The sequence below is a fragment of the Streptococcus sp. 27098_8_12 genome, from assembly GCF_041432115.1.
Taxonomy (GTDB): domain Bacteria; phylum Bacillota; class Bacilli; order Lactobacillales; family Streptococcaceae; genus Streptococcus; species Streptococcus parasanguinis_V.
In genome coordinates this window covers 22,336-41,161 of record NZ_JAPVZA010000021.1, presented here as the reverse complement: position 1 = coordinate 41,161, position 18,826 = coordinate 22,336, and the positions used below count along the sequence as shown (strand labels likewise).

18 protein-coding genes are annotated in these 18,826 nt (G+C 40.3%); 2 read left to right on the top strand and 16 right to left on the bottom strand.

Annotated elements, in window-relative coordinates:
- Positions 1-121: 121 nt before the first annotated feature.
- The 3 genes from hpf to O3629_RS08875 all read right to left on the bottom strand — a co-directional run bounded on the left by hpf (position 122) and on the right by O3629_RS08875 (position 2,706).
- Positions 122-664 (bottom strand): ribosome hibernation-promoting factor, HPF/YfiA family, encoded by a 543-nt coding sequence (gene hpf, locus O3629_RS08885; protein ID WP_003010301.1) that lies wholly within the window; start codon positions 662-664, stop codon positions 122-124.
- Between the two features lie 81 nt (positions 665-745).
- Entirely contained in the window at positions 746-1,411 is a 666-nt protein-coding gene (locus O3629_RS08880) for a ComF family protein (RefSeq protein WP_247920054.1), read from the bottom strand.
- Entirely contained in the window at positions 1,408-2,706 is a 1,299-nt protein-coding gene (locus tag O3629_RS08875) for a DEAD/DEAH box helicase (protein WP_371609050.1), read from the bottom strand. Before O3629_RS08875 ends, O3629_RS08880 begins: the two co-directional genes overlap by 4 nt.
- 55 nt (positions 2,707-2,761) lie before the next feature.
- Here O3629_RS08875 and O3629_RS08870 point away from each other — a divergent pair, with 55 nt between their 5' ends.
- Together O3629_RS08870 and cysK are read left to right on the top strand one after the other, a co-directional pair.
- Positions 2,762-3,403: a YigZ family protein gene (locus tag O3629_RS08870; RefSeq protein ID WP_024054567.1), complete on the top strand. Its 642-nt coding sequence runs from the start codon at positions 2,762-2,764 to the stop codon at positions 3,401-3,403.
- A gap of 122 nt (positions 3,404-3,525) precedes the next feature.
- A complete protein-coding gene (cysK, locus tag O3629_RS08865) occupies positions 3,526-4,449 on the top strand; it encodes a cysteine synthase A (protein WP_003004014.1) in 924 nt (307 codons plus the stop codon).
- Positions 4,450-4,499: 50 nt separating this feature from the next.
- On the opposite strand, the gene O3629_RS08860 is transcribed toward cysK, so the two are convergent.
- The 13 genes from O3629_RS08860 to O3629_RS08800 form a co-directional block, all read right to left on the bottom strand.
- Positions 4,500-4,865, bottom strand: coding sequence for a S1 RNA-binding domain-containing protein (locus tag O3629_RS08860; protein WP_023920312.1), 366 nt, complete (start codon positions 4,863-4,865; stop codon positions 4,500-4,502).
- A 1-nt stretch (position 4,866) separates the two neighbouring features.
- The gene (locus O3629_RS08855; protein WP_371609049.1) at positions 4,867-6,267 is read right to left on the bottom strand and encodes a bifunctional Cof-type HAD-IIB family hydrolase/peptidylprolyl isomerase; all 1,401 of its coding nucleotides are present in this window, start codon (positions 6,265-6,267) and stop codon (positions 4,867-4,869) included.
- 44 nt (positions 6,268-6,311) lie between these two features.
- On the bottom strand, positions 6,312-6,944 hold the full coding sequence (locus O3629_RS08850) for a response regulator transcription factor (protein WP_003004009.1): 633 nt from the start codon (positions 6,942-6,944) through the stop codon (positions 6,312-6,314).
- Complete coding sequence (locus tag O3629_RS08845) at positions 6,941-7,957, bottom strand: sensor histidine kinase (protein ID WP_371609048.1); 1,017 nt, start codon at positions 7,955-7,957, stop codon at positions 6,941-6,943. Before O3629_RS08845 ends, O3629_RS08850 begins: the two co-directional genes overlap by 4 nt.
- Positions 7,954-8,649, bottom strand: a complete 696-nt coding sequence (liaF, locus tag O3629_RS08840; protein ID WP_003003865.1) for a cell wall-active antibiotics response protein LiaF — start codon at positions 8,647-8,649, stop codon at positions 7,954-7,956. The genes O3629_RS08845 and liaF overlap by 4 nt, the downstream gene beginning before the upstream one ends.
- Positions 8,650-8,765: 116 nt before the next feature.
- Positions 8,766-10,637 (bottom strand): Stk1 family PASTA domain-containing Ser/Thr kinase, encoded by a 1,872-nt coding sequence (pknB, locus tag O3629_RS08835; RefSeq protein WP_201089479.1) that lies wholly within the window; start codon positions 10,635-10,637, stop codon positions 8,766-8,768.
- Positions 10,634-11,374, bottom strand: coding sequence for a Stp1/IreP family PP2C-type Ser/Thr phosphatase (locus O3629_RS08830; protein ID WP_021154558.1), 741 nt, complete (start codon positions 11,372-11,374; stop codon positions 10,634-10,636). Before O3629_RS08830 ends, pknB begins: the two co-directional genes overlap by 4 nt.
- A gap of 21 nt (positions 11,375-11,395) precedes the next feature.
- Positions 11,396-12,709 (bottom strand): 16S rRNA (cytosine(967)-C(5))-methyltransferase RsmB, encoded by a 1,314-nt coding sequence (gene rsmB, locus O3629_RS08825; RefSeq protein WP_371609047.1) that lies wholly within the window; start codon positions 12,707-12,709, stop codon positions 11,396-11,398.
- A complete protein-coding gene (gene fmt / locus O3629_RS08820; RefSeq protein ID WP_070448998.1) occupies positions 12,699-13,634 on the bottom strand; it encodes a methionyl-tRNA formyltransferase in 936 nt (311 codons plus the stop codon). Before fmt ends, rsmB begins: the two co-directional genes overlap by 11 nt.
- Positions 13,635-13,645: 11 nt before the next feature.
- Positions 13,646-16,054, bottom strand: coding sequence for a primosomal protein N' (locus O3629_RS08815; protein ID WP_371609046.1), 2,409 nt, complete (start codon positions 16,052-16,054; stop codon positions 13,646-13,648).
- Positions 16,055-16,117: 63 nt separating this feature from the next.
- The gene (gene rpoZ / locus O3629_RS08810; RefSeq protein ID WP_003010339.1) at positions 16,118-16,432 is read right to left on the bottom strand and encodes a DNA-directed RNA polymerase subunit omega; all 315 of its coding nucleotides are present in this window, start codon (positions 16,430-16,432) and stop codon (positions 16,118-16,120) included.
- A 25-nt stretch (positions 16,433-16,457) separates the two neighbouring features.
- Positions 16,458-17,090: a guanylate kinase gene (gene gmk / locus O3629_RS08805; RefSeq protein WP_049496152.1), complete on the bottom strand. Its 633-nt coding sequence runs from the start codon at positions 17,088-17,090 to the stop codon at positions 16,458-16,460.
- Between the two features lie 107 nt (positions 17,091-17,197).
- Complete coding sequence (locus O3629_RS08800) at positions 17,198-18,805, bottom strand: ribonuclease Y (RefSeq protein ID WP_049486050.1); 1,608 nt, start codon at positions 18,803-18,805, stop codon at positions 17,198-17,200.
- Positions 18,806-18,826 lie beyond the last annotated feature (21 nt).

Genomic DNA, 18,826 nt, shown 5'->3' with positions numbered 1-18,826 from the left:
AAAATTTTTTATTTTTTTGAAAGTTTTTTTACTTTTTTGGTTTATATAAAAAAATCAGGAGCACAGATGCTCCTGATTCTTCTATAATTTATTTGATGTTTTCAATCTCTTTTTTTGATCTCTATTCTTTTACTTCCAATAGACCGATGTCTCCATCTTCTCTACGGTAGATCACATTTGTTGTGTTATCCTCTGCATCACGATAAATGAAGAAATCGTGTGCTAATAGATCCATTTGAAGGATCGCTTCATCTAAATCCATTGGTTCTAGATCAATTGTTTTTGAGCGAACAACTTTTTCTGTGGTTGCTGCTTCTTCTACAACTGCATCGGTAAACAATTTACCTGCACCAGATTTAATACGATTTTTCTTTTCGATTTTTGTTTTATTCTTACGAATTTGACGTTCAATTTTATCTACAACTAGATCAATTGAACCGTACATATCTTGAGAGACATCTTCTGCGCGCAGTGTGATAGATCCAAGCGGAATGGTTACTTCTACTTTTGCGGTCTTTTCACGGTAAACTTTTAAGTTTACTCGAGCGTCTAGCTCTTGATCTGCCTGAAAATATTTTTCAATCTTTTCGAGTTTAGAAACGACATAGTCGCGAATGGCTTCTGTTACTTCTAGGTTTTCACCACGGATACTATATTTAATCATATTAGTACCTACTTTCTAAACATTATGTTTTTATTTATATGTATATTATAACGCTTTCATAAACTTTTTGCAAATCTTTTTTTACCTTGCGATTGAAAATGTCTTTATTTCTTTCACACCTTTTTCAATTAGTAGGCGCTTCATTAATTCGATTGTTTTGCCCGTTGTGTAGATATCATCGAATATAAGATATTTCTGCTTTTTTGAAACTTCTCCTTTTAATTGAAAGTGTTGAGAGGTTTTTAATCTTTCTTCTCTTGTTTTTTTTGATTGAGCTAAAGTGTCTTCTTTTTGGAATAGACTGTTGTATTTTATCTCTGCAAAATCTAGTATAGTCGAGACTTGATTGAATCCTCTCTCCTTCTTTTTTTCGTGGCTGATTGGAGTCGGTATTATCGTATAGCTTTTATACTTTTTCAAGGCTTTTTTGATATCACATGCAAATACCATTCCTAATAAACGATCGCCTTCAAATTTATATCGCTTGAAATAGTCCTTCATTGCTGCATTATATTTATATAATGCTTCATGTTCGACCATATTCCCCTTTTGTATCCAGTATTCGCAATCTTTACATACTTTCTCCTCCTTATCTTTATAACATCTAGGACAATGGATTTCGCCAATTTGTTCGAAGTCTTCTTTGCATTCTTTACAAATCCATTCTTCTTGTTGATTCATAAAAATAAGGTCTGTGAAATGTTCACCAGTTTTCAACTCTTTAGTACAAAGCAAACATTCTTTCAAAATCCAGCCTCCTGATTCATTTCCTTTATTTCTTTGATCGCTTTCTTCATTTCTCGTGTTATGCCATCTGATAGAAAAAGTAGTTTACCTGTTGGTCTTTCTTTACTTCGACCGACCCTTCCTGAAATTTGTACGAGAGCACTTTTAGTAAATAATTTGTGATTACTTTCTAAAACAAAGACATCTACAAACGGAAAAGTCACTCCTCTTTCTAAAATTGTTGTAGAGACTAGCATGGTTATGGCTCTGTTTCTAAACTCTTCTACCATTCGTAGACGGTCTGTTGTCTGTGAGGATACAAAACCTACTGTTTCTTTGGGAAAGTATTTTTTTAAGTTCTCGGTAAATTGTTGTCCTAATTCTATTTCAGATACAAAGATTAACAATGGGTAGTGAGTCTGTCTTTGTTTCTTAATCAGTTGCAATAGTTGGTAAGGGATTCTTCCTTTTTCTATTTTTTCTCTAATTTTCGGCACCCATTTTATTTCAGGGACCACTAGCGGGTTCCCATGAAATCTTCTTGGAAGACTATAACGAATGATTTCTTTTTTCTTAACCTTTTTATCTAACTCATCTGTAGAGGTTGCTGTTAAATAAAGGGTGTTCCCTCCTTTTTTTATCGCATTCTGAGCTGCTTTGTATAACATAGGATTATCTACAAAGGGAAAAGCGTCTACCTCATCTATAATAAGGAGATCAAAGGCCCGATAAAACTTTAACAATTGGTGAGTGGTTGCGATTACCAAAGGTGTTCTAAAATAGGGGTCCGATTCCCCGTGAAGCAACGATATCGAACAGGAAAAATCTTCCTTCATCCTTCCGTACAGTTCGATACAGACATCGATTCTTGGGGTAGCAATACAAACTGCTTGTCCACTCTTGATCGCTGTTGCCACAACCTGGTACATCATTTCCGTTTTCCCAGCTCCTGTCACAGCATGCACCAAGGCATTTTTTCCTTCTTTAACTGCTTTGATGAGACCATCTGATACCTCTTGTTGATAGGAAGTCAAGGTTCCTTTCCAGTTTAGCACCTCTTGACCTTCAAAGTCTCGCTGTGCAATAGTATAAAGTTTTTGATCACTCCGGATCCTTCCCAATTGGATACAGGCTCTACAATACAGCACCTCCTCACTCAACTTCCAAAGTTTCTGATCAATCAAACTGCCACATCGAAAGCAATGGTACCTTCCATTCTCTTTTTCTATAGCTGGAAGTTCTTGGGCAATTTCTTTTAGATCATTTGTCATTTGACTCTCTGTTAAGAGTCTTCCATAAGAATCTTCTATCTTCATACTTATTAATTCGCAAAAGTTGGAGAAAATCATTCTTTTTTTGTAAAATAAGAATATGGAATATGTTACATTTAAAGAGAACGGCACTGTTCAAGAAGAAATCAAAAAATCAAAATTCATTTGTCATGTCAAGCGAGTCTCCTCTGAAGAGGAAGCTAGAGATTTTATCAATGCCATCAAAAAGGAACACTATAAGGCTACACATAACTGCTCTGCTTTCATCATTGGGGAACAAAGTGACATCAAACGGACCAGTGACGATGGAGAGCCTAGTGGAACCGCTGGGGTACCGATGTTAGGAGTTTTGGAGAATCATCGCATCACTAATAGTTGTGTCGTGGTGACCCGCTATTTTGGAGGTATTAAATTAGGTGCTGGCGGTCTGATTCGTGCTTATGCTGGAAGTGTGGCACAAGCAGTTCGAGAGATTGGACTGGTAGAAATCAAAGAGCAAGTGGTACTTGGGATCACACTTTCTTATTCCCAATACCAAGAATTTGCTAATTTCTTAAAAGACCATCAATTGGCGGAACAAGATCCGATGTTTACAGATCAGGTGATGACAACTATTTTTGTAGATAAAGAAAACACAAGTTCTATCACAGCAGCTTTAGTCGAATTTTACAATGGCAAAGTCATTATTGAAGATCACGGAATTCGTGAGGTTGAAGTACCCCGACTTTCTGTAGAAAAATAATCAAAAAACTATCGGCAACGATAGTTTTTTTTTATCACACCCATAAAATATCTATATTTTACATTCTTCCTGCAAGGGACTATACTTGTTAGTATCAAGAAAACCTAGAACTGAGGTATATTATGGCTATTTATGAAAATATTACAGAATTAATTGGGAACACTCCGATTGTCAAATTGAACCGTCTTGTTCCTGAAGGAGCTGCAGACGTCTATGTCAAACTCGAAGCTTTCAATCCTGGATCATCTGTTAAAGACCGGATTGCTTTGAGCATGATTGAAAAAGCTGAAGCGGATGGCTTGATCAAACCAGGTGATACCATTGTCGAAGCAACTAGTGGGAACACAGGGATTGGCTTGTCATGGGTTGGCGCAGCTAAAGGCTACAAAGTTGTGATTGTCATGCCTGAAACCATGAGTGTGGAACGTCGTAAAATCATTCAAGCCTATGGAGCTGAACTCGTTTTGACTCCTGGAAGTGAAGGAATGAAAGGCGCTATCGCTAAAGCTGAAGCAATCGCTGCAGAAAGAAATGGCTTCCTTCCTCTTCAATTTGAAAACCCTGCTAACCCAGAGGTACATGAAAGAACAACAGGACAAGAAATCGTTGATGCCTTTGGAAAAGATGGTTTAGATGCTTTTGTCGCAGGTGTTGGTACTGGTGGTACTGTTTCTGGTATTTCTCATACTTTGAAAAAGAATAATCCTGCTGTCAAAGTCTATGCCGTTGAGGCCAATGAATCTGCAGTCCTTTCTGGTGAAAAACCTGGACCACATAAAATCCAAGGGATTTCAGCAGGCTTTATCCCAAATACTTTAGACACTAATGCATATGATGGTGTTCGTCGCGTATCTTCAGAAGAAGCTTTCGAACTTGCACGCGCTATCGGTGGAGCTGAAGGATTCTTAGTCGGAATCTCAAGCGCAGCTGCTATCTATGCCGCTATTGAAGTCGCAAAAGAATTGGGTAGCGGTAAAAAAGTTCTTGCTCTTGCACCAGATAATGGAGAACGTTACCTTTCTACTACCCTTTACGAATTTGAATAATTCTCTATATTAAAAAAACTTCGGTAGGTTTCATCAACCTATCGAAGTTTTTATTTTTTTTCTTGTTTGCTAAAGAATACCTTTCCTTCTTTGACCCAGGTCGGCATCTGTTGAGCTAAGGGCGCAAAACCACTCTTGTGGCGGTCATTTGAAAAACGATGGTGTCGAATACTTCGTTGTGGTGTTTCTTCTAGTGTTCTCAGAGAGAGGCTAGCTTTCTTAGAATATTCATCAACATCGATGACTTGGACAAAGACTTTTTCTCCAATTGAAAGAATATCATGAATATTACTTACATAACCACTTCTAATCTCTGAGATATGAATCAAGCCCGTGACACCCGACTCTAGTTCGACAAAGGCACCATAAGGTTGAATGCCTGTAATGGTCCCTTCTAACTTATCTCCAATTTTCATATTAGTCCTCAATCTCGATGGTTTCAATCACGACATCTTCTACTGGCTTATCCATCATCCCGGTCTCAACAGCCGCGATCTCATCCAACACAGCAAAAGAAGCTTCATCCATCAATTGTCCAAAAACGGTATGGCGTTGATCTAGGTGAGGAGTTCCTCCTTCTGTCGTATAGATTTCAGCAATTTCTTCAGGCCAGCCACCGCGGACCAATTCCTTTTTCGAATATGGGAGATGTTGATTTTGTACAATAAAGAATTGGCTACCATTTGTGTTTGGTCCAGCATTTGCCATCGAAAGGGCTCCGCGAATATTGTACAGTTCTTTTGAAAATTCGTCTTCGAAGCTCTCCCCATAGATGGATTCACCACCCATACCTGTACCAGTAGGATCTCCCCCTTGGATCATAAAATCTTTAATAATCCGATGGAAAATGACACCATCATAATAGCCAGACTTAGCAAGAGCTACAAAGTTTGCAACTGTTTTTGGCGCTTGATCCGGGAACAATTGAATGTTCATCTTGCCGTGATTGGTTTTGATCACAGCGACAGGACCGTGAGCCATAGCAAGTTCTAACTGTGGTAACGTCAATTCTTTTTCAACCATATTTAACTCCTCTAAGGCATAGAATATGCCTTCTTCTTCTAAATTCTTAGTGATATAATCAGCTTTTTCTTGTAACTCTGGGGCAGATATTCCCATTGCGATACTAATTCCAGCGTAATCAAACAGTTCTAGATCATTTAATCCATCCCCAAATACTAAAACATTCTCTGGCTTCAAGCCCAAATGATTTACAAGATGAGAAACTCCTGAAGCTTTTGAAGCTTCAAAACGAACAACATCTGACGAATGGGGATGCCACGAAACTAGGCGCAAGTCCTCTTGCAAAGAAGGGGGCAACTCTAGCTCACTATCCTGTTCATCAAAGGTCCACATTTGGAAAATAGGTTCTTTCAAATGCAGATCTGGATCTACGGGTAAGTTGGGATAAATGATGTCAATAGCATCACTGATCAAGGGTGTCCGATTAGACAGGGCAGCTTGATGACTAGCCACTAACCCATAATCAATCTCAGATTCTTTGGCCCAATCTACAAAAGAAGAAACAATTGCTTCATTGATTGGTGATTGGTAGATCACAGTTCCTTTTGTATCTTCTATATAGGCACCGTTTAAGGTTACAAGAAAATCAGGCTTTAAGTCCATAATTTCAGGAACAACCCCAAAAATCCCTCTGCCGGTTGCAATCCCTGTTCGGATTCCTTTTTCTTTCAACTGATGAAAGACGTCTTTGACAGATTCTGGGATCAATCCTGTTTCTTTTGCACGTAATGTATCATCAATATCAAAAAAGACGATTTTAACTTTTTTGGCTTTATAACGTAATTTTGCGTCCACTTGTCTCCCCCTTATGATCACGCTCTATTATAGCATGTTTCCTTTTAAAAATCTTCTTGATTCACCAGATGGTGTCGAAAGGCATAGACGACTGCTTGCGTCCGATCACTGACTTCTAATTTCGATAAGATGTTGGAGACATGGGTCTTCACTGTTTTTAAAGAAATGAAGAGTTCATCTGCTATTCGTTGATTTTCATATCCTTTTGTTAATAGAGCCAGAATATCTCGTTCTCTAGCTGTCAAATCATCATGCAATTCAGCATGGTTCTTTCGTGACTCAACCTTTTGACTAACTTCTGTCTCAATTGCAAATTCTCCCTTTGCAACCTTTCTGACAGCCTGTAAGATCTCAGTTGCTGACGAGGTCTTTAAAATATACCCTTTTGCACCGGCATCTAAGACTGGGTAAATCTTTTCGTTATCTAAATAAGACGTCAAAATGACAATTTTAGCTTCCGGCCACTCTTTTAGGATGGCTAGAGTTGCATCGATACCATTTAGCTCTGGCATCACAATATCCATGATGATGACGTCTGGTCTTTCTTTCAGCGCTAACTCCACCCCTTCTTGCCCATTTTTCGCCTCTAAGACTTGCTCAATATCGGTTTGCATGGACAAAAAGCTTTTCAATCCCAATCTGACCATTTCATGGTCGTCTACTAATAATACTTTCATACAGTTTCCTTTTCATTTTTATCTTTTACAAGAAGGGGAACGCGAATATCCACAGCCACTCCCTTTTGAGGACTCGTTCTTATTTTAATGGTTCCCGCCATGTCTTCTACACGTTCTTGAATATTTTTCAACCCATAACTCAATCGTTCCAATTTTTCCTGCTCAAAGCCGATTCCATCATCTACCATCCGTAAATGAAGTTGTTTTCCTTCCTGTTGCAAAAAGACATCCATTTGTTGAGCTCTAGCGTGTTTCAAGGTATTGCTGACAATTTCTTGGACGATCCGAAATAGATGTTCTTCCATTTCTTTTGGAATGCTCACGTCATTATGATGGAAGACAACTGCTAGGTTACTCTTTTCCTTCAATTCTCTAAAAATCATCTCCATCCCTTCTACCAAACTTTTTCCTTCCAATTCTGTAGGACGAAGATGTAGGAGCAAGACGCGTAAATCATTTTGGGCTGTACCTAGAATATCTGACACACCATTTAGTTGCTGCTGGATCTGATTTTTCTCTAACTCAAGGGCCTGTGTTGCCACTCCAGATAAAATCATATTGGCTGCAAACAATTCTTGACTAACCGTGTCATGTAGATCACGCGCAATTCTCTTACGCTCGATTTCCACAATTTCTTCCTCATTTCGCATCACACGATTTTCACTTTTTTGTAAATTTTCTTCTAGTCGAAGCAATTTGCTGTCCAATAAATCTAACTGTTGATTCAATTCTTTGGGGGCAATTTCTTTTCGCTGTGAAGCAGTCAGGATAGATTCTACCTTTTGTTGTACTGCATGAACCGTTACAAATTGCGTGATTTTAATAATTAAGACAACCAAAGCCGTCAATGCAAGCGTCAGACTAAAAACCAAAAATAGGAATGACTGAAGCAAGGAAAGATCTGAAAGAAGTTTGCCCCACTGAAAACCAACAAAATGGAAAATGGTATGACAAATGACCGCAACCACCATTAGGGAATAGAAATACAATAGGAGATAGTCTAATTTCTTCATGCGCGAATCACCTCAACATCCCCAACAATACCAACTAACACAATTTTTATAGAACGGTGCGATCTCCGATAATGTGCCGTTTCAATGTCTATGGTTTCATTCCTCATTTTACGGACAGGAAGATCCAAAAACTTCAGATCTCCATACAGGGTGTTAATTTGTAAATGCAATTCCAAATCAATCGGTAAGATAATTTTTGTATTTCCAAACCCTTTCCGAATGATCACTACATTGTCCCAATTGCAAATGGCTACCTCCTCTAAATGGAGGGTGTCATTCCCAAAAACTCGGATCACATTCAGATCTCGATACCCTCGACTTTGCTTTGAAAAATGTTGTAAATCACCAATCCATCGAGTTTTTTCCTGACGAATTTTCGTATCCTCTTCAACATCAAACACAACGGCTTCATTTTCCTTATACATATAAGGGTAGGCAATCAATAAACCATAAACCACCGCAAATAAAATGGCTGCAATCACAAAAGGATTCAGCATCACGATAAAAAATAAGAGCACACTCAGCGCGATTAATAGAAAATTCGCTTTTTGTTTGCCAAAATAGTAATACAAAAGGAGCAAAAAGAGAACCATCAAGACAACAAATCTGGAAAAATCGATTGATAAAATGGTGATCGCTGCTAATGTTAACAAAACGGCTTCAACGAAAATAAAAATTTGTATTTTCCACATAGTCTACCTCATCTTTTCCTATTTTATCAAATTTTTCCTCATTTGACTTCCGTCTGTGGTTGGATAAACGCATACAATCAAAAAGACTCAGAAATCCATCTGAGTCTTAGACTGATTTATGAATCTCCACCAGTTGCACTACTGCTAGAACTTTCTGTATCTGATCGTTCAGCAGAAGATGAACTAGATGTATCTGAACTTGATGATGCTTTCGTACTTGAAGAAGCTGTCACTTTAGGCTCATATACAGTCAAAACAATTCGTGTTCGGTTAATATCCACCGTACTCGAAACTTCTGGAGTTTGACTAACAATTTGACCGGCAGAAACAACTACCCCATCAGGGAGATGTTCTGTTTTTCTTAATTCGATATTGGCTTCTTTAATACCATAGATCTCAATCAAATTACTTCTAGCAAAATCATAAGTTGATCCAACATAGTTTGGCATTTCAATCGAAGTCGTTTCTTTCGCTACTTTCAAAACAATCTTAGTTTTTGAATTCAGAGAATATTGCTCTCCTGGAGCTGGAGTTTGTTCAAGAACTGTCCCTGCAGTATAATCGAAGGTCTCAACTTCTTCAATCGTGATCATTTTGCTTGATACTTTATAAGTATTTTTCAAATCTTCTTCTGCTTTTGCCCGTGTTTCACCCACGTAATTTGGCATTTCAAAGCTGTTTGGTCCTTTTGAAACAATCAAATCAATTCGACTTTGTTCTTTCTTTTGGGCCCCTGCATTTGGATTGGTTCGAATGACATAGCCTTCTGCAACCGAATCACTGTACTCTTCTTTCTCTTCACCGACTTGAAGGTCCTGTCCCTCAATAACCGCTCTAGCTTCGGCAATGGTTTTGCCGGAAACATCTGGAACTGTTTTATTGGCTGGGCTCATATACAACAAGAAAGTAAAGGCTGCAAGAACTAGAGCAATGGCAACAAACAAGACCTTGTAGCGCGCCCGCAAACGTCTTCTTGGCTTTTTACTTGGCGCCATTGTCTGCTGATCAGATAATGGTCGATTAGGATCTACTGAACTGATTTCACTGCGTACTTCAGAGATTGGAACAGGAGCCGTTTTTGGAGTTGGACTCACTTTTGGAAGAGTCTTTGTATCAGCTTTCGCTTGGTCTTCAAAAACCAGTTTTTTCTCATTTCTTCTCTCATAGGACAAGCAACTTGAAAGATCCACATACATCTCTGCCACTGATTTATAGCGATCCGTCAGTTTTTTAGCTGTCGCTTTGATCACTACATTTTCTAAAGCTTGTGGAACATTCTTATTTTCTTCACGAATAGATGGGAGTGGCTTTTGAAAATGCTGCAAAGCAATTGTGACTGCACTATCTCCATCATAAGGAATGTGTCCTGTCAACATCTCATAGAAAATGATTCCCATAGCGTAGATGTCACTTTGCACCGTAGCTTTTGAACCACGCGCCTGCTCAGGGGACAAATAATGAACCGACCCCAACATCGAGTTGGTCTGGGTCAAACTAGTCTCTGCAAAGGCCACTGCAATCCCAAAGTCTGAAACTTTTGCTGTTCCATCTGGTGTCAAGAGGACATTCTGTGGTTTTAAATCTCTATGGATAATGCCACGCGTATGGGCAAGACGCATAGCTAGAAGGATCTGCCCCATCAAACGAACAGCTTCTTCATTTGATAAAGGAGCATTTTCTTTGATATAGCGTTTCAAGTCTAAACCTGCAACATATTCCATTGCAAGGTATTGTTGTCCTTCTTCTTCGCCAATGTCTGTAATCCGAACGATATTTGGATGGTCCAGCTCTGCCATCGCCTTTGCTTCACGCTGAAAACGCGCAACCGCAATGGGATCCGTCTGGTAATTCGTACGCAGTACCTTGACTGCAACTTCTTCCCCATCTAAAATCAAATCACGCGCAAGATAAACATCTGCCATCCCGCCGCGTCCAATTTGTTGGATGATTTTATATCGCCCGGCAAAAATTTTGCCGATTTGAATCATGCTGCGTCCTCCTCAGTAAAGTGGAGCAGTACAACAGTGATATTATCCAAGCCTCCAGCATTATTGGCAAAACGAATCAAGGTTTGAGCTTTTTCTTCCAGTGAAACATCACTCAAGACAATATCTCTGATTTCATCCGGACCAATCATATTAGTTAAACCGTCACTATTGATCAAAATATAATCATCTGCTTCAACCGTCACCAAACCATAATCCGGCTCCAACTCATCTTTTTGGCCAATGGACTGAGTGATGATGTTACGTTGAGGATGATGGGCTGCTTCTTCCTCTGTGATTTGACCTGCTCGCAAAAGAGCATTTACAAGAGAATGATCACTGGTCAACTGCTGATATTCGCCCTGACGAATGAGGCCAATCCGCGAATCTCCAACATGGGCATAAATCACTTGCCCTTCTACAAAAGCCAAGGCTTCCAATGTCGTTCCCATTCCTTTGTGCTCATCATCTTGCCCAGCTAAATGGATCCGACGGTTCACAGCTTCTAAATGTTCTGCAAACCATTCCCGTACTTGATTAACCGTCTCGATCTCAGAAGAAACCCAAGCCGCACCTAGGTCTGTGACTGCCATTTCACTAGCAATATTTCCGGCACGGTGTCCTCCCATACCATCAGCAAGTAAAACCATAGATTTTCCTGCCTTGTTTTTATATTGATTTGCATAGTCTTGGTTATTTGTCCGTCTTTGACCTACATCGGTTAAGATCGTAATATCCATACTGTCAGTTTCCTCCTGATATTATGAGATTCTCTTAAAACGACTGATAAAGAAGCCGTCGCTTCCATATAATTCGGGTGTAATAAGAATACAATCATTTTTAAGAATATCTTTTCTTTCGTGATCCAATGGGACTTGTTCGAAATTTGGATGGTCTTTCAAAAATTGGTCCACTACTTCAAAATTCTCTTTGCCCATAATTGTACACGTACTGTACACTATTATACCACCTTTACGCACACTTTGACAAACACTATCCAGAATGGCCAATTGAATAGCTTGTAAAGATACAAAATCTGCACTCTCTTTATTGTACTTGATATCAGGCTTTCTCCGTATCAAACCAATCCCTGAACAAGGCGCATCCACCAAAATTTTATCGAAAGCATCAGGTCCAAATGTTTCAAAGACTTTTGTCGCATCTAACTTCTTTGTCAAAATTTTGTCCGCAACATGGAGCCGATTAGCATTTTCTTGAATCAATTTGAGCTTATGGTCATAGAGATCCAAGGCTGTGACTTTCCCAGTTGTGAGATAAGAAGCCAGGTGAGTCGTCTTTCCACCTGGCGCCGCACAGGCATCTAAAACCCACTCATCTCCTTGCAAATCCAAAGCCGGTGCCACCAATTGACTGGACTCGTCTTGAATAGTAATGCGCCCTTCTTTAAACAAGGAATGCGCCGCAAAATGTCCCTGCTCTTTCACGAGAGCGGACGAAGCAAGTAGAGAGGAGGTTGCTTCGAACAGCTGAGCCAACTCTTCTTTTTCGTCCAGATCAATCACACGAATACTGGATTTATTACGCTGATAGAGACTCTTAAAAATAGCGCAAGCACGTTCCTCACCGTATTCTTCGATCAATGCTTTGACCAACCATACAGGTAGGGAATACTCTACCGAATAACGTTTGTTCTTTCGCTTGATCGTATCAATAGCTGGTAGCCCCTCGCGGAGGAGCTTTCTAAGAATAGCATTGACAAACTTCTCACTGCCTTCTTTTCGACGTTTTGCTATCCGAACAGCTTCATTGACGATGGCATGATCGGGAATGCGGTCTAAATAAACAAGTTGATACAAACTCATCATCAAAAGATAATAGAGCCAAGGATCCAATTTCGTCCGGTCTTCAATTACGTGGGCGAGATACCACTCGAGTGTTATCTTCCGTGCTACAGTACCGTATACAACTTCCGTAACAAAGCTTCTATCTTTATCTGAAAGTTGAGAGTGTTCTAGCGCTTGATTTAGTGCAATATTAGAATAAGCTCCCTGTTCAAAAACCTCTTCTAACACTCGAACGATCTGTTCACGCGCATTCATTTGTTTAATTTCCAAAGTGATCTCCTACTTTCAATTGACGGCCAGCGCCATTCAAAAAGTCTGTGATGGACATTTTTGGTTTTCCTGCCGGCTGCACAACTTTGAGGGACAATGCGCCTTCTCCTGCAGCGACCAGCAACTCTTTTTTGGTCAAAGCAATCACTTCTCCTGGATTTCCATTTCCTTCGCATAGCTCTGCTTCATAAACTTTAAAGCGTTGCCCATTTAATAACGTATGAGCGACCGGCCAAGGATTCATCCCTCGGATCTGATTAAAGACTTGGCGATTGGTTTTGGTCCAGTCCAAAACCTCTTCTTCCGGTAAAATATTCGGTGAAAATGTGACCAAACTTGGATCTTGTGGACTTGGCTTGATCTCCCCTGCCAGGTAAGCTGGCAAAGTATCTAGGAGTAAGTCACGTCCAAGGACTGCCAATTTTTCAAACAAAGTTCCCACATTGTCCTCATCTAAAATTGGGAGAGAACGAGCTGCAATCATGTCTCCGGCATCCATTTCCTTGACCATTTCCATAATTGTAACCCCAGCTTCTTCGTCACCATTGATCAGGGCATAGTGAATGGGAGCTCCACCTCTATATTTAGGTAATAAAGACGCGTGGACATTCACCGCAAACTGAAAGTTCTCCAACAATTTTGTCGGTAAAAATTGTCCAAAAGCAGCGGTCACAATTCCATCTGCATCTAGTGATAAGAGAGTTTCCATTTCTGGACTACCCGATAATTTCTCCGGCTGAAGAACCGGTAGTTGATGTTCCAAAGCTACCTGCTTCACCGGGGTCATTCGAATCTCTTTTTTGCGACCTACTTTGCGGTCTGGTTGAGTCACAACTGCCAAAATTTCATAGCGCGAATCTGCTAACAATCCCTTTAAAACCGTCGCTGAAAAATCAGGCGTTCCCATAAAAATTAATTTTGTCATTTCTTTCTTCCTTACATAAAACTTTGAGGTTCATTATCAATACTGACACGTAGATCTTGGTTTCCTCTTTCTTGTGTAAATTCTAAGATTTGATTCAAGACCTGAGTCATGCCTTCTTCGAAACGATATTTCACAATGATTTGATAATGATACAAATTATGTGTGCGTGCAATTGGTTTAGGTGTTGGTCCTAAGATTTGGACCTGATCAGATAAGCCAGATCGGAGAATTTCCATGACCTGATGTGACTTCTCCTTCACCATTTCCTCACTCTTATGAGATAGGGTTAGCCCAACTGTGAAGTAATAAGGCGTATAGCCTAACTGCCGGCGAATCTGCATTTCATAGGCAAAAAAACCTTCATAATCTTGGTCTTTGGCAAATCGAATCGCATAATGATTGGGGTTGTAGCTTTGAATGATAACCTCTCCTTCTTTCTCTGCTCGTCCGGCCCTTCCTGCCACCTGAGTCAAGAGTTGAAAGGTTCTCTCAGAGGATCGATAATCCGGTAAATTTAAAGAAGTATCCGCATTCAAGACACCCACTAACGTCACATTTGGAAAATCCAATCCCTTCGCAATCATTTGCGTCCCTAACAAAATATCCGCTTCTCCATTCCCAAAAGCATCTAATATCGCTGCGTGGCTCCCCTTTTTTCGAGTGGTATCCACATCCATTCGCAGAATTTTAGCTTCAGGAAAGATCTCTTGTAATTCATCATAAGCTTTTTGTGTTCCTGTCCCGTAATAACGAATGGAAGGACTTTGGCAATTTGGACAGTGTCGAGGAATCGCTTTACTATAGCCACAATAATGACAGTTCATGGTTTTAGTATCCATGTGGAGGGTCAAAGAGATGTCACAATTGGGACAAGTATCTACAGTTCCACACTCGCGACACATGACAAAACTGGAATAACCACGGCGGTTCAACATCAAGACAACCTGCTCTTTTTTCTGCAAGCGATCAGCAATAGCTTCCACTAGAACCGGAGTGAAGTTACCAGCTTCATTTTGGCCAATATAATCACGAAAATCAACGACTTTAACTTCTGGAATTTTGGCTGCCGGATTGGCCCGCTGGGTGAGACGAATTAATTCATAAACCCCTTTTGTTGCACGAGCCCGCGATTCTATACTTGGTGTAGCAGATCCAAGAAGCAAGACTGCTTGATTGTACTGAGCCCTTAGGACTGCGACTTCCCTTGCGTGGTAGCGTGGATTACTATCTTGTTTGTAGGAAGCCTCGTGCTCCTCATCAATGATGATAGCTCCGATGTTTTTTAAAGGAGCAAAGATGGCTGAGCGCGCTCCAACGACTACCTTGGCCTCCCCACGTTCAACTTTTCGCCATTGATCATACTTCTCACCATTTGATAAGCCCGAGTGCAGAATGGCTACTTCCTGACCAAAACGAGAGATAAAACGATCCGTCATCTGTGGCGTCAGGGAAATCTCAGGAACCAACATAATAGCCGTTTTCCCCTTATTTAGAACTTCCTGAATAATCTGCAGATAAACTTCTGTTTTCCCACTTCCAGTCACACCTTCTAATAAAAAAGGCTTTGATGTTTTCCCAATTTGAAAAACTACTCTTTCTACAGCTTTTGCTTGCTCTGAATTTAAAAGCAGAGCCTGGGTCTGTTCTTTGCCTTCATAATATGCAGCCGCCCGATTCACTTCTCGTTCTGTTATTTCTAAAACACCCTGATCAATAAAATAAGCCACTACTTCTCGTGAAAAATCCTGATACAATCCTGCTAAGAGTTGCTCCCCTTGCTCTAGTAACAGGCGCTCTTTCAATGCTAGCCTTTTTTTAGCTCTCGCTGATAGTTGAAGTTCTTTTAATCCTTCCTGGTTAACGCGATACCATTTTTCTGTTTTAATTTGTTTCTTATCCTTGGCCTTGTATTCAAGTACCAAATCTCCTTTTCTGACCAACCGCATCACTTGGGCTTGATCGGCTGCATCTAGAGAAGAAAAAGAAACTTCATTTTTTGCACCAAAAAGTTTCACTTTGAGAGTGGGATCTAAAGAAGGTTGAGGATACAAAATCTTATCATAACTCGAATTGAGGAGAGAAGGAAGCATGGTTTTTAAAATCGTGATCTTATAAGAAAAAACACTTTTTCGTAATTGATCCGCCAACCAAAACTGCTCTTGATTTAAGACCGGAGTGTAATCCAAGACCTCCACAATCGCTTTTAATTCCTCGCTTGTGTCTGCCTCTTCTAAAACATCTACCACAATCCCTTGAATGAGGCGATTCCCTTTACCAAAGGGGACATGAACTCGCATACCTGCCTCCACCATATCCTCAAATTCTGATGGGATCTGATAAGAATAGGGTTTATCTGTCTGCATCAATGGGACATCTACGATGACTTTTGCTATCACTTTTTCACCTCCAGCCTCTATCATATGAGCTTTACTTTATCACGGAACCCTTTAAATAGCAAAAAATAAGATTGAGAAGCCCCAACCTTAAATTTTTTCACCATCTTCTTTTTCTTTGGCAATTTGTTCCTTAATTTTACGCTCTTCTTCTTCTTTGCGGATTCGCTCTGCTTCAATCCTACGACGAAGCGCTTCACGTTTTGCTTCTGGATCCGGGTGAACAACTACGTTTCCTGACTCGATTTCTTCAAGCGCTTGTAAGGTTGATTTGACCGATTGGAATTCTTGAGTTGGCACTGCACCACTTTCCAATTCGTGGGCCCGTTTTGCCTCAAGAATGACCAATGAATATTTTGAGGGTACTTTATCAAGCAATGTATCAATAGAAGGTTTTAACATCATATTCCTATACCTAATTTCTAATTATTTATCTCTTCACAATAGTTTGTGTTTTTGGCAACATATCCAGATAATGCCCAATGACACGGTCTACACGGAAATGTTCTGCTTCGATCACACGTTTGACACGTTCAGCAGCAAGAGGAACTTCATCGTTCACAATGGCGTAGTCATATTCACGCATCATGGCGATTTCTTCTTTTGCTTTTTCAATCCGTTGCGCAATGACTTCTGCACTATCTGTTCCGCGTCCCACTAATCGATCTTGTAATTCCTCCAAATCAGGCGGCGTTAAGAAGATAAAAACTGCATCTGGCACTTTTTTCTTTACTTGGAGCGCACCTTGAACTTCAATTTCAAGGAATACATCGATTCCTTTGTCCAAGGTTTCATTCACATAAGTTAAAGGAGTCCCATAGTAATTTCCAACGTACTCAGCATACTCTAACATTTGCCCTTGACGGATCAAATCTTCAAATTCTTCACGTGTACGGAAAAAATAATCGACACCATCCACTTCACCTGGACGTTGTGCACGCGTCGTCATCGATACAGAATACTGAAACTGATTGTCCGAGTTTTCAAAAATTTCTCGTCTGACCGTTCCTTTTCCAACCCCTGAAGGGCCAGAAAATACAATTAATAAGCCACGATCCGCCATGATTTCTCCTTCAATGTCTTTCTATCTAGTGTAACAAAAATCGGCCTAATTTTCAACTGATTTTTCCTTCAAAAAAAGCTTGAGATGCTAGATCTCAAGCTTTTCGTTTATTTTGCGTAATCTACTGCACGCAATTCTCGAATAACGGTAACCTTAATGTTTCCAGGATATTCAAGATTTGATTCTATCTTCTCACGAATATCATGAGCTAAGATCGTCACTTTATCATCCTTGATTGCCTCAGGGCTAACCATAATACGGATTTCACGTCCTGCTTGAAGGGCGAAACTTGTCTTAACTCCTTCAAAGCTGTTTGCAATTTCTTCAAGATCTTGCAAACGTTTGATGTAACTTTCAAGTGACTCACTTCGTGCTCCAGGTCGAGCTGCACTCAAGGCATCTGCTGCAGCGACAATGACTGCGATGACACTTTCTGGTTCCACGTCTCCATGGTGACTGGCAATGGTATTGACCACCACTGGGTGTTCCTTGTACTTCCGTGCCAATTCAGTTCCAATCTCGACGTGACTTCCTTCCACTTCACGGTCAATCGCTTTACCGATATCATGTAAGAATCCTGCACGTCGTGCCAAGGTAGCATTTTCACCCAACTCGCTAGCAATAATACCAGAAAGTTTGGCAACTTCAATGGAGTGACGCAAAACATTTTGACCATAAGAAGTACGGAATTGCAACCGTCCCATGATTTTCATCAAATCTGGATGGAGGTTTGGCGCACCGATTTCATAGGCAGCCGCCTCACCGTATTCACGAATCCGGTTGTCAATTTCCTGGCGGTTCTTCTCAACCAGCTCTTCGATGCGGGCTGGATGGATCCGTCCATCTTTGAGAAGGCTCTCCATTGTCATACGGGCAATTTCACGACGAATCGGATCAAACCCTGACAAGGTCACCACTTCAGGCGTATCATCAATAATCACATCGACACCTGTCAAACTCTCAAAGGTACGAATATTGCGACCTTCACGACCGATAATCCGACCTTTCATACTATCGTCCGGCAAATGAACGGTTGAGTTTGTTTGCTCAGCAACAAAATCACCTGCCATTCGCTGCATAGCTTGCACGAGAATGTCTTTTGCGATTTTATCAGAACGTTCTTTCACTTCCAATTCAGCATCACGAATCCGTGAGGCAATTTCTTTTGAAAGTTGCTCTTCCGTCTGACTCAAAATAATGTCACGCGCTTCTCCTTGACTTAGAGCAGCGACACGTTCCAGTTCTTCTACTTTCTTGTGTTCAAGCTCTTCCAGCTGTTGTTCACGCGCATCAATGTGTTTAGTTCTATCTGTAAGACTTTGCTCTTTGTGTTCAAGAGACTGTTCTTTGCTTGTTAAAATGTCGTCTTTGCGATCAAGATTGCTAGCACGTTCTGCCAAACGGCTTTCTAATTGCTTCAATTCTTGTCGTTCTGACTTAAACTCAGCATCGACCTCTTCACGATATTTTCTGGCTTCTTCCTTTGCCTCCAAAAGTGCTTCTTTTTTAAGTGAACTTGACTCATGCTTCGCCTCTTTTAAAATCAAATCGGCTTCGCGTTCTGCCTGTCCACGTAAATTCGTTGCTTCTTGTTCAGCATTCAAAAGGGTGAGTTCCGCAGCTTCTTTTGAAGCTTTCATTTTAAGAGCAGTTCCCACATATCCAATGACTAAACCAATGACCGCGGCAAAAACACCTGTAATAAGAAAATTCATGCTTTTACCCCAAATCTATTT

Bases quoted from the DNA above. Each gene is read 5' to 3' on its own strand.
- O3629_RS08815 (WP_371609046.1), bottom strand. From the start codon at position 16,054: ATGATAGAGGCTGGAGGTGAAAAAGTGATAGCAAAAGTCATCGTAGAT.
- gmk (WP_049496152.1), bottom strand. From the start codon at position 17,090: ATGGCGGATCGTGGCTTATTAATTGTATTTTCTGGCCCTTCAGGGGTT.
- rpoZ (WP_003010339.1), bottom strand. From the start codon at position 16,432: ATGATGTTAAAACCTTCTATTGATACATTGCTTGATAAAGTACCCTCA.
- liaF (WP_003003865.1), bottom strand. From the start codon at position 8,649: ATGTGGAAAATACAAATTTTTATTTTCGTTGAAGCCGTTTTGTTAACA.
- O3629_RS08875 (WP_371609050.1), bottom strand. From the start codon at position 2,706: ATGAAGATAGAAGATTCTTATGGAAGACTCTTAACAGAGAGTCAAATG.
- O3629_RS08860 (WP_023920312.1), bottom strand. From the start codon at position 4,865: ATGAAAATTGGAGATAAGTTAGAAGGGACCATTACAGGCATTCAACCT.
- O3629_RS08845 (WP_371609048.1), bottom strand. From the start codon at position 7,957: ATGAAGAAATTAGACTATCTCCTATTGTATTTCTATTCCCTAATGGTG.
- fmt (WP_070448998.1), bottom strand. From the start codon at position 13,634: ATGACAAAATTAATTTTTATGGGAACGCCTGATTTTTCAGCGACGGTT.
- O3629_RS08870 (WP_024054567.1), top strand. From the start codon at position 2,762: ATGGAATATGTTACATTTAAAGAGAACGGCACTGTTCAAGAAGAAATC.
- cysK (WP_003004014.1), top strand. From the start codon at position 3,526: ATGGCTATTTATGAAAATATTACAGAATTAATTGGGAACACTCCGATT.
- hpf (WP_003010301.1), bottom strand. From the start codon at position 664: ATGATTAAATATAGTATCCGTGGTGAAAACCTAGAAGTAACAGAAGCC.
- O3629_RS08850 (WP_003004009.1), bottom strand. From the start codon at position 6,944: ATGAAAGTATTATTAGTAGACGACCATGAAATGGTCAGATTGGGATTG.
- pknB (WP_201089479.1), bottom strand. From the start codon at position 10,637: ATGATTCAAATCGGCAAAATTTTTGCCGGGCGATATAAAATCATCCAA.
- O3629_RS08830 (WP_021154558.1), bottom strand. From the start codon at position 11,374: ATGGATATTACGATCTTAACCGATGTAGGTCAAAGACGGACAAATAAC.
- O3629_RS08800 (WP_049486050.1), bottom strand. From the start codon at position 18,805: ATGAATTTTCTTATTACAGGTGTTTTTGCCGCGGTCATTGGTTTAGTC.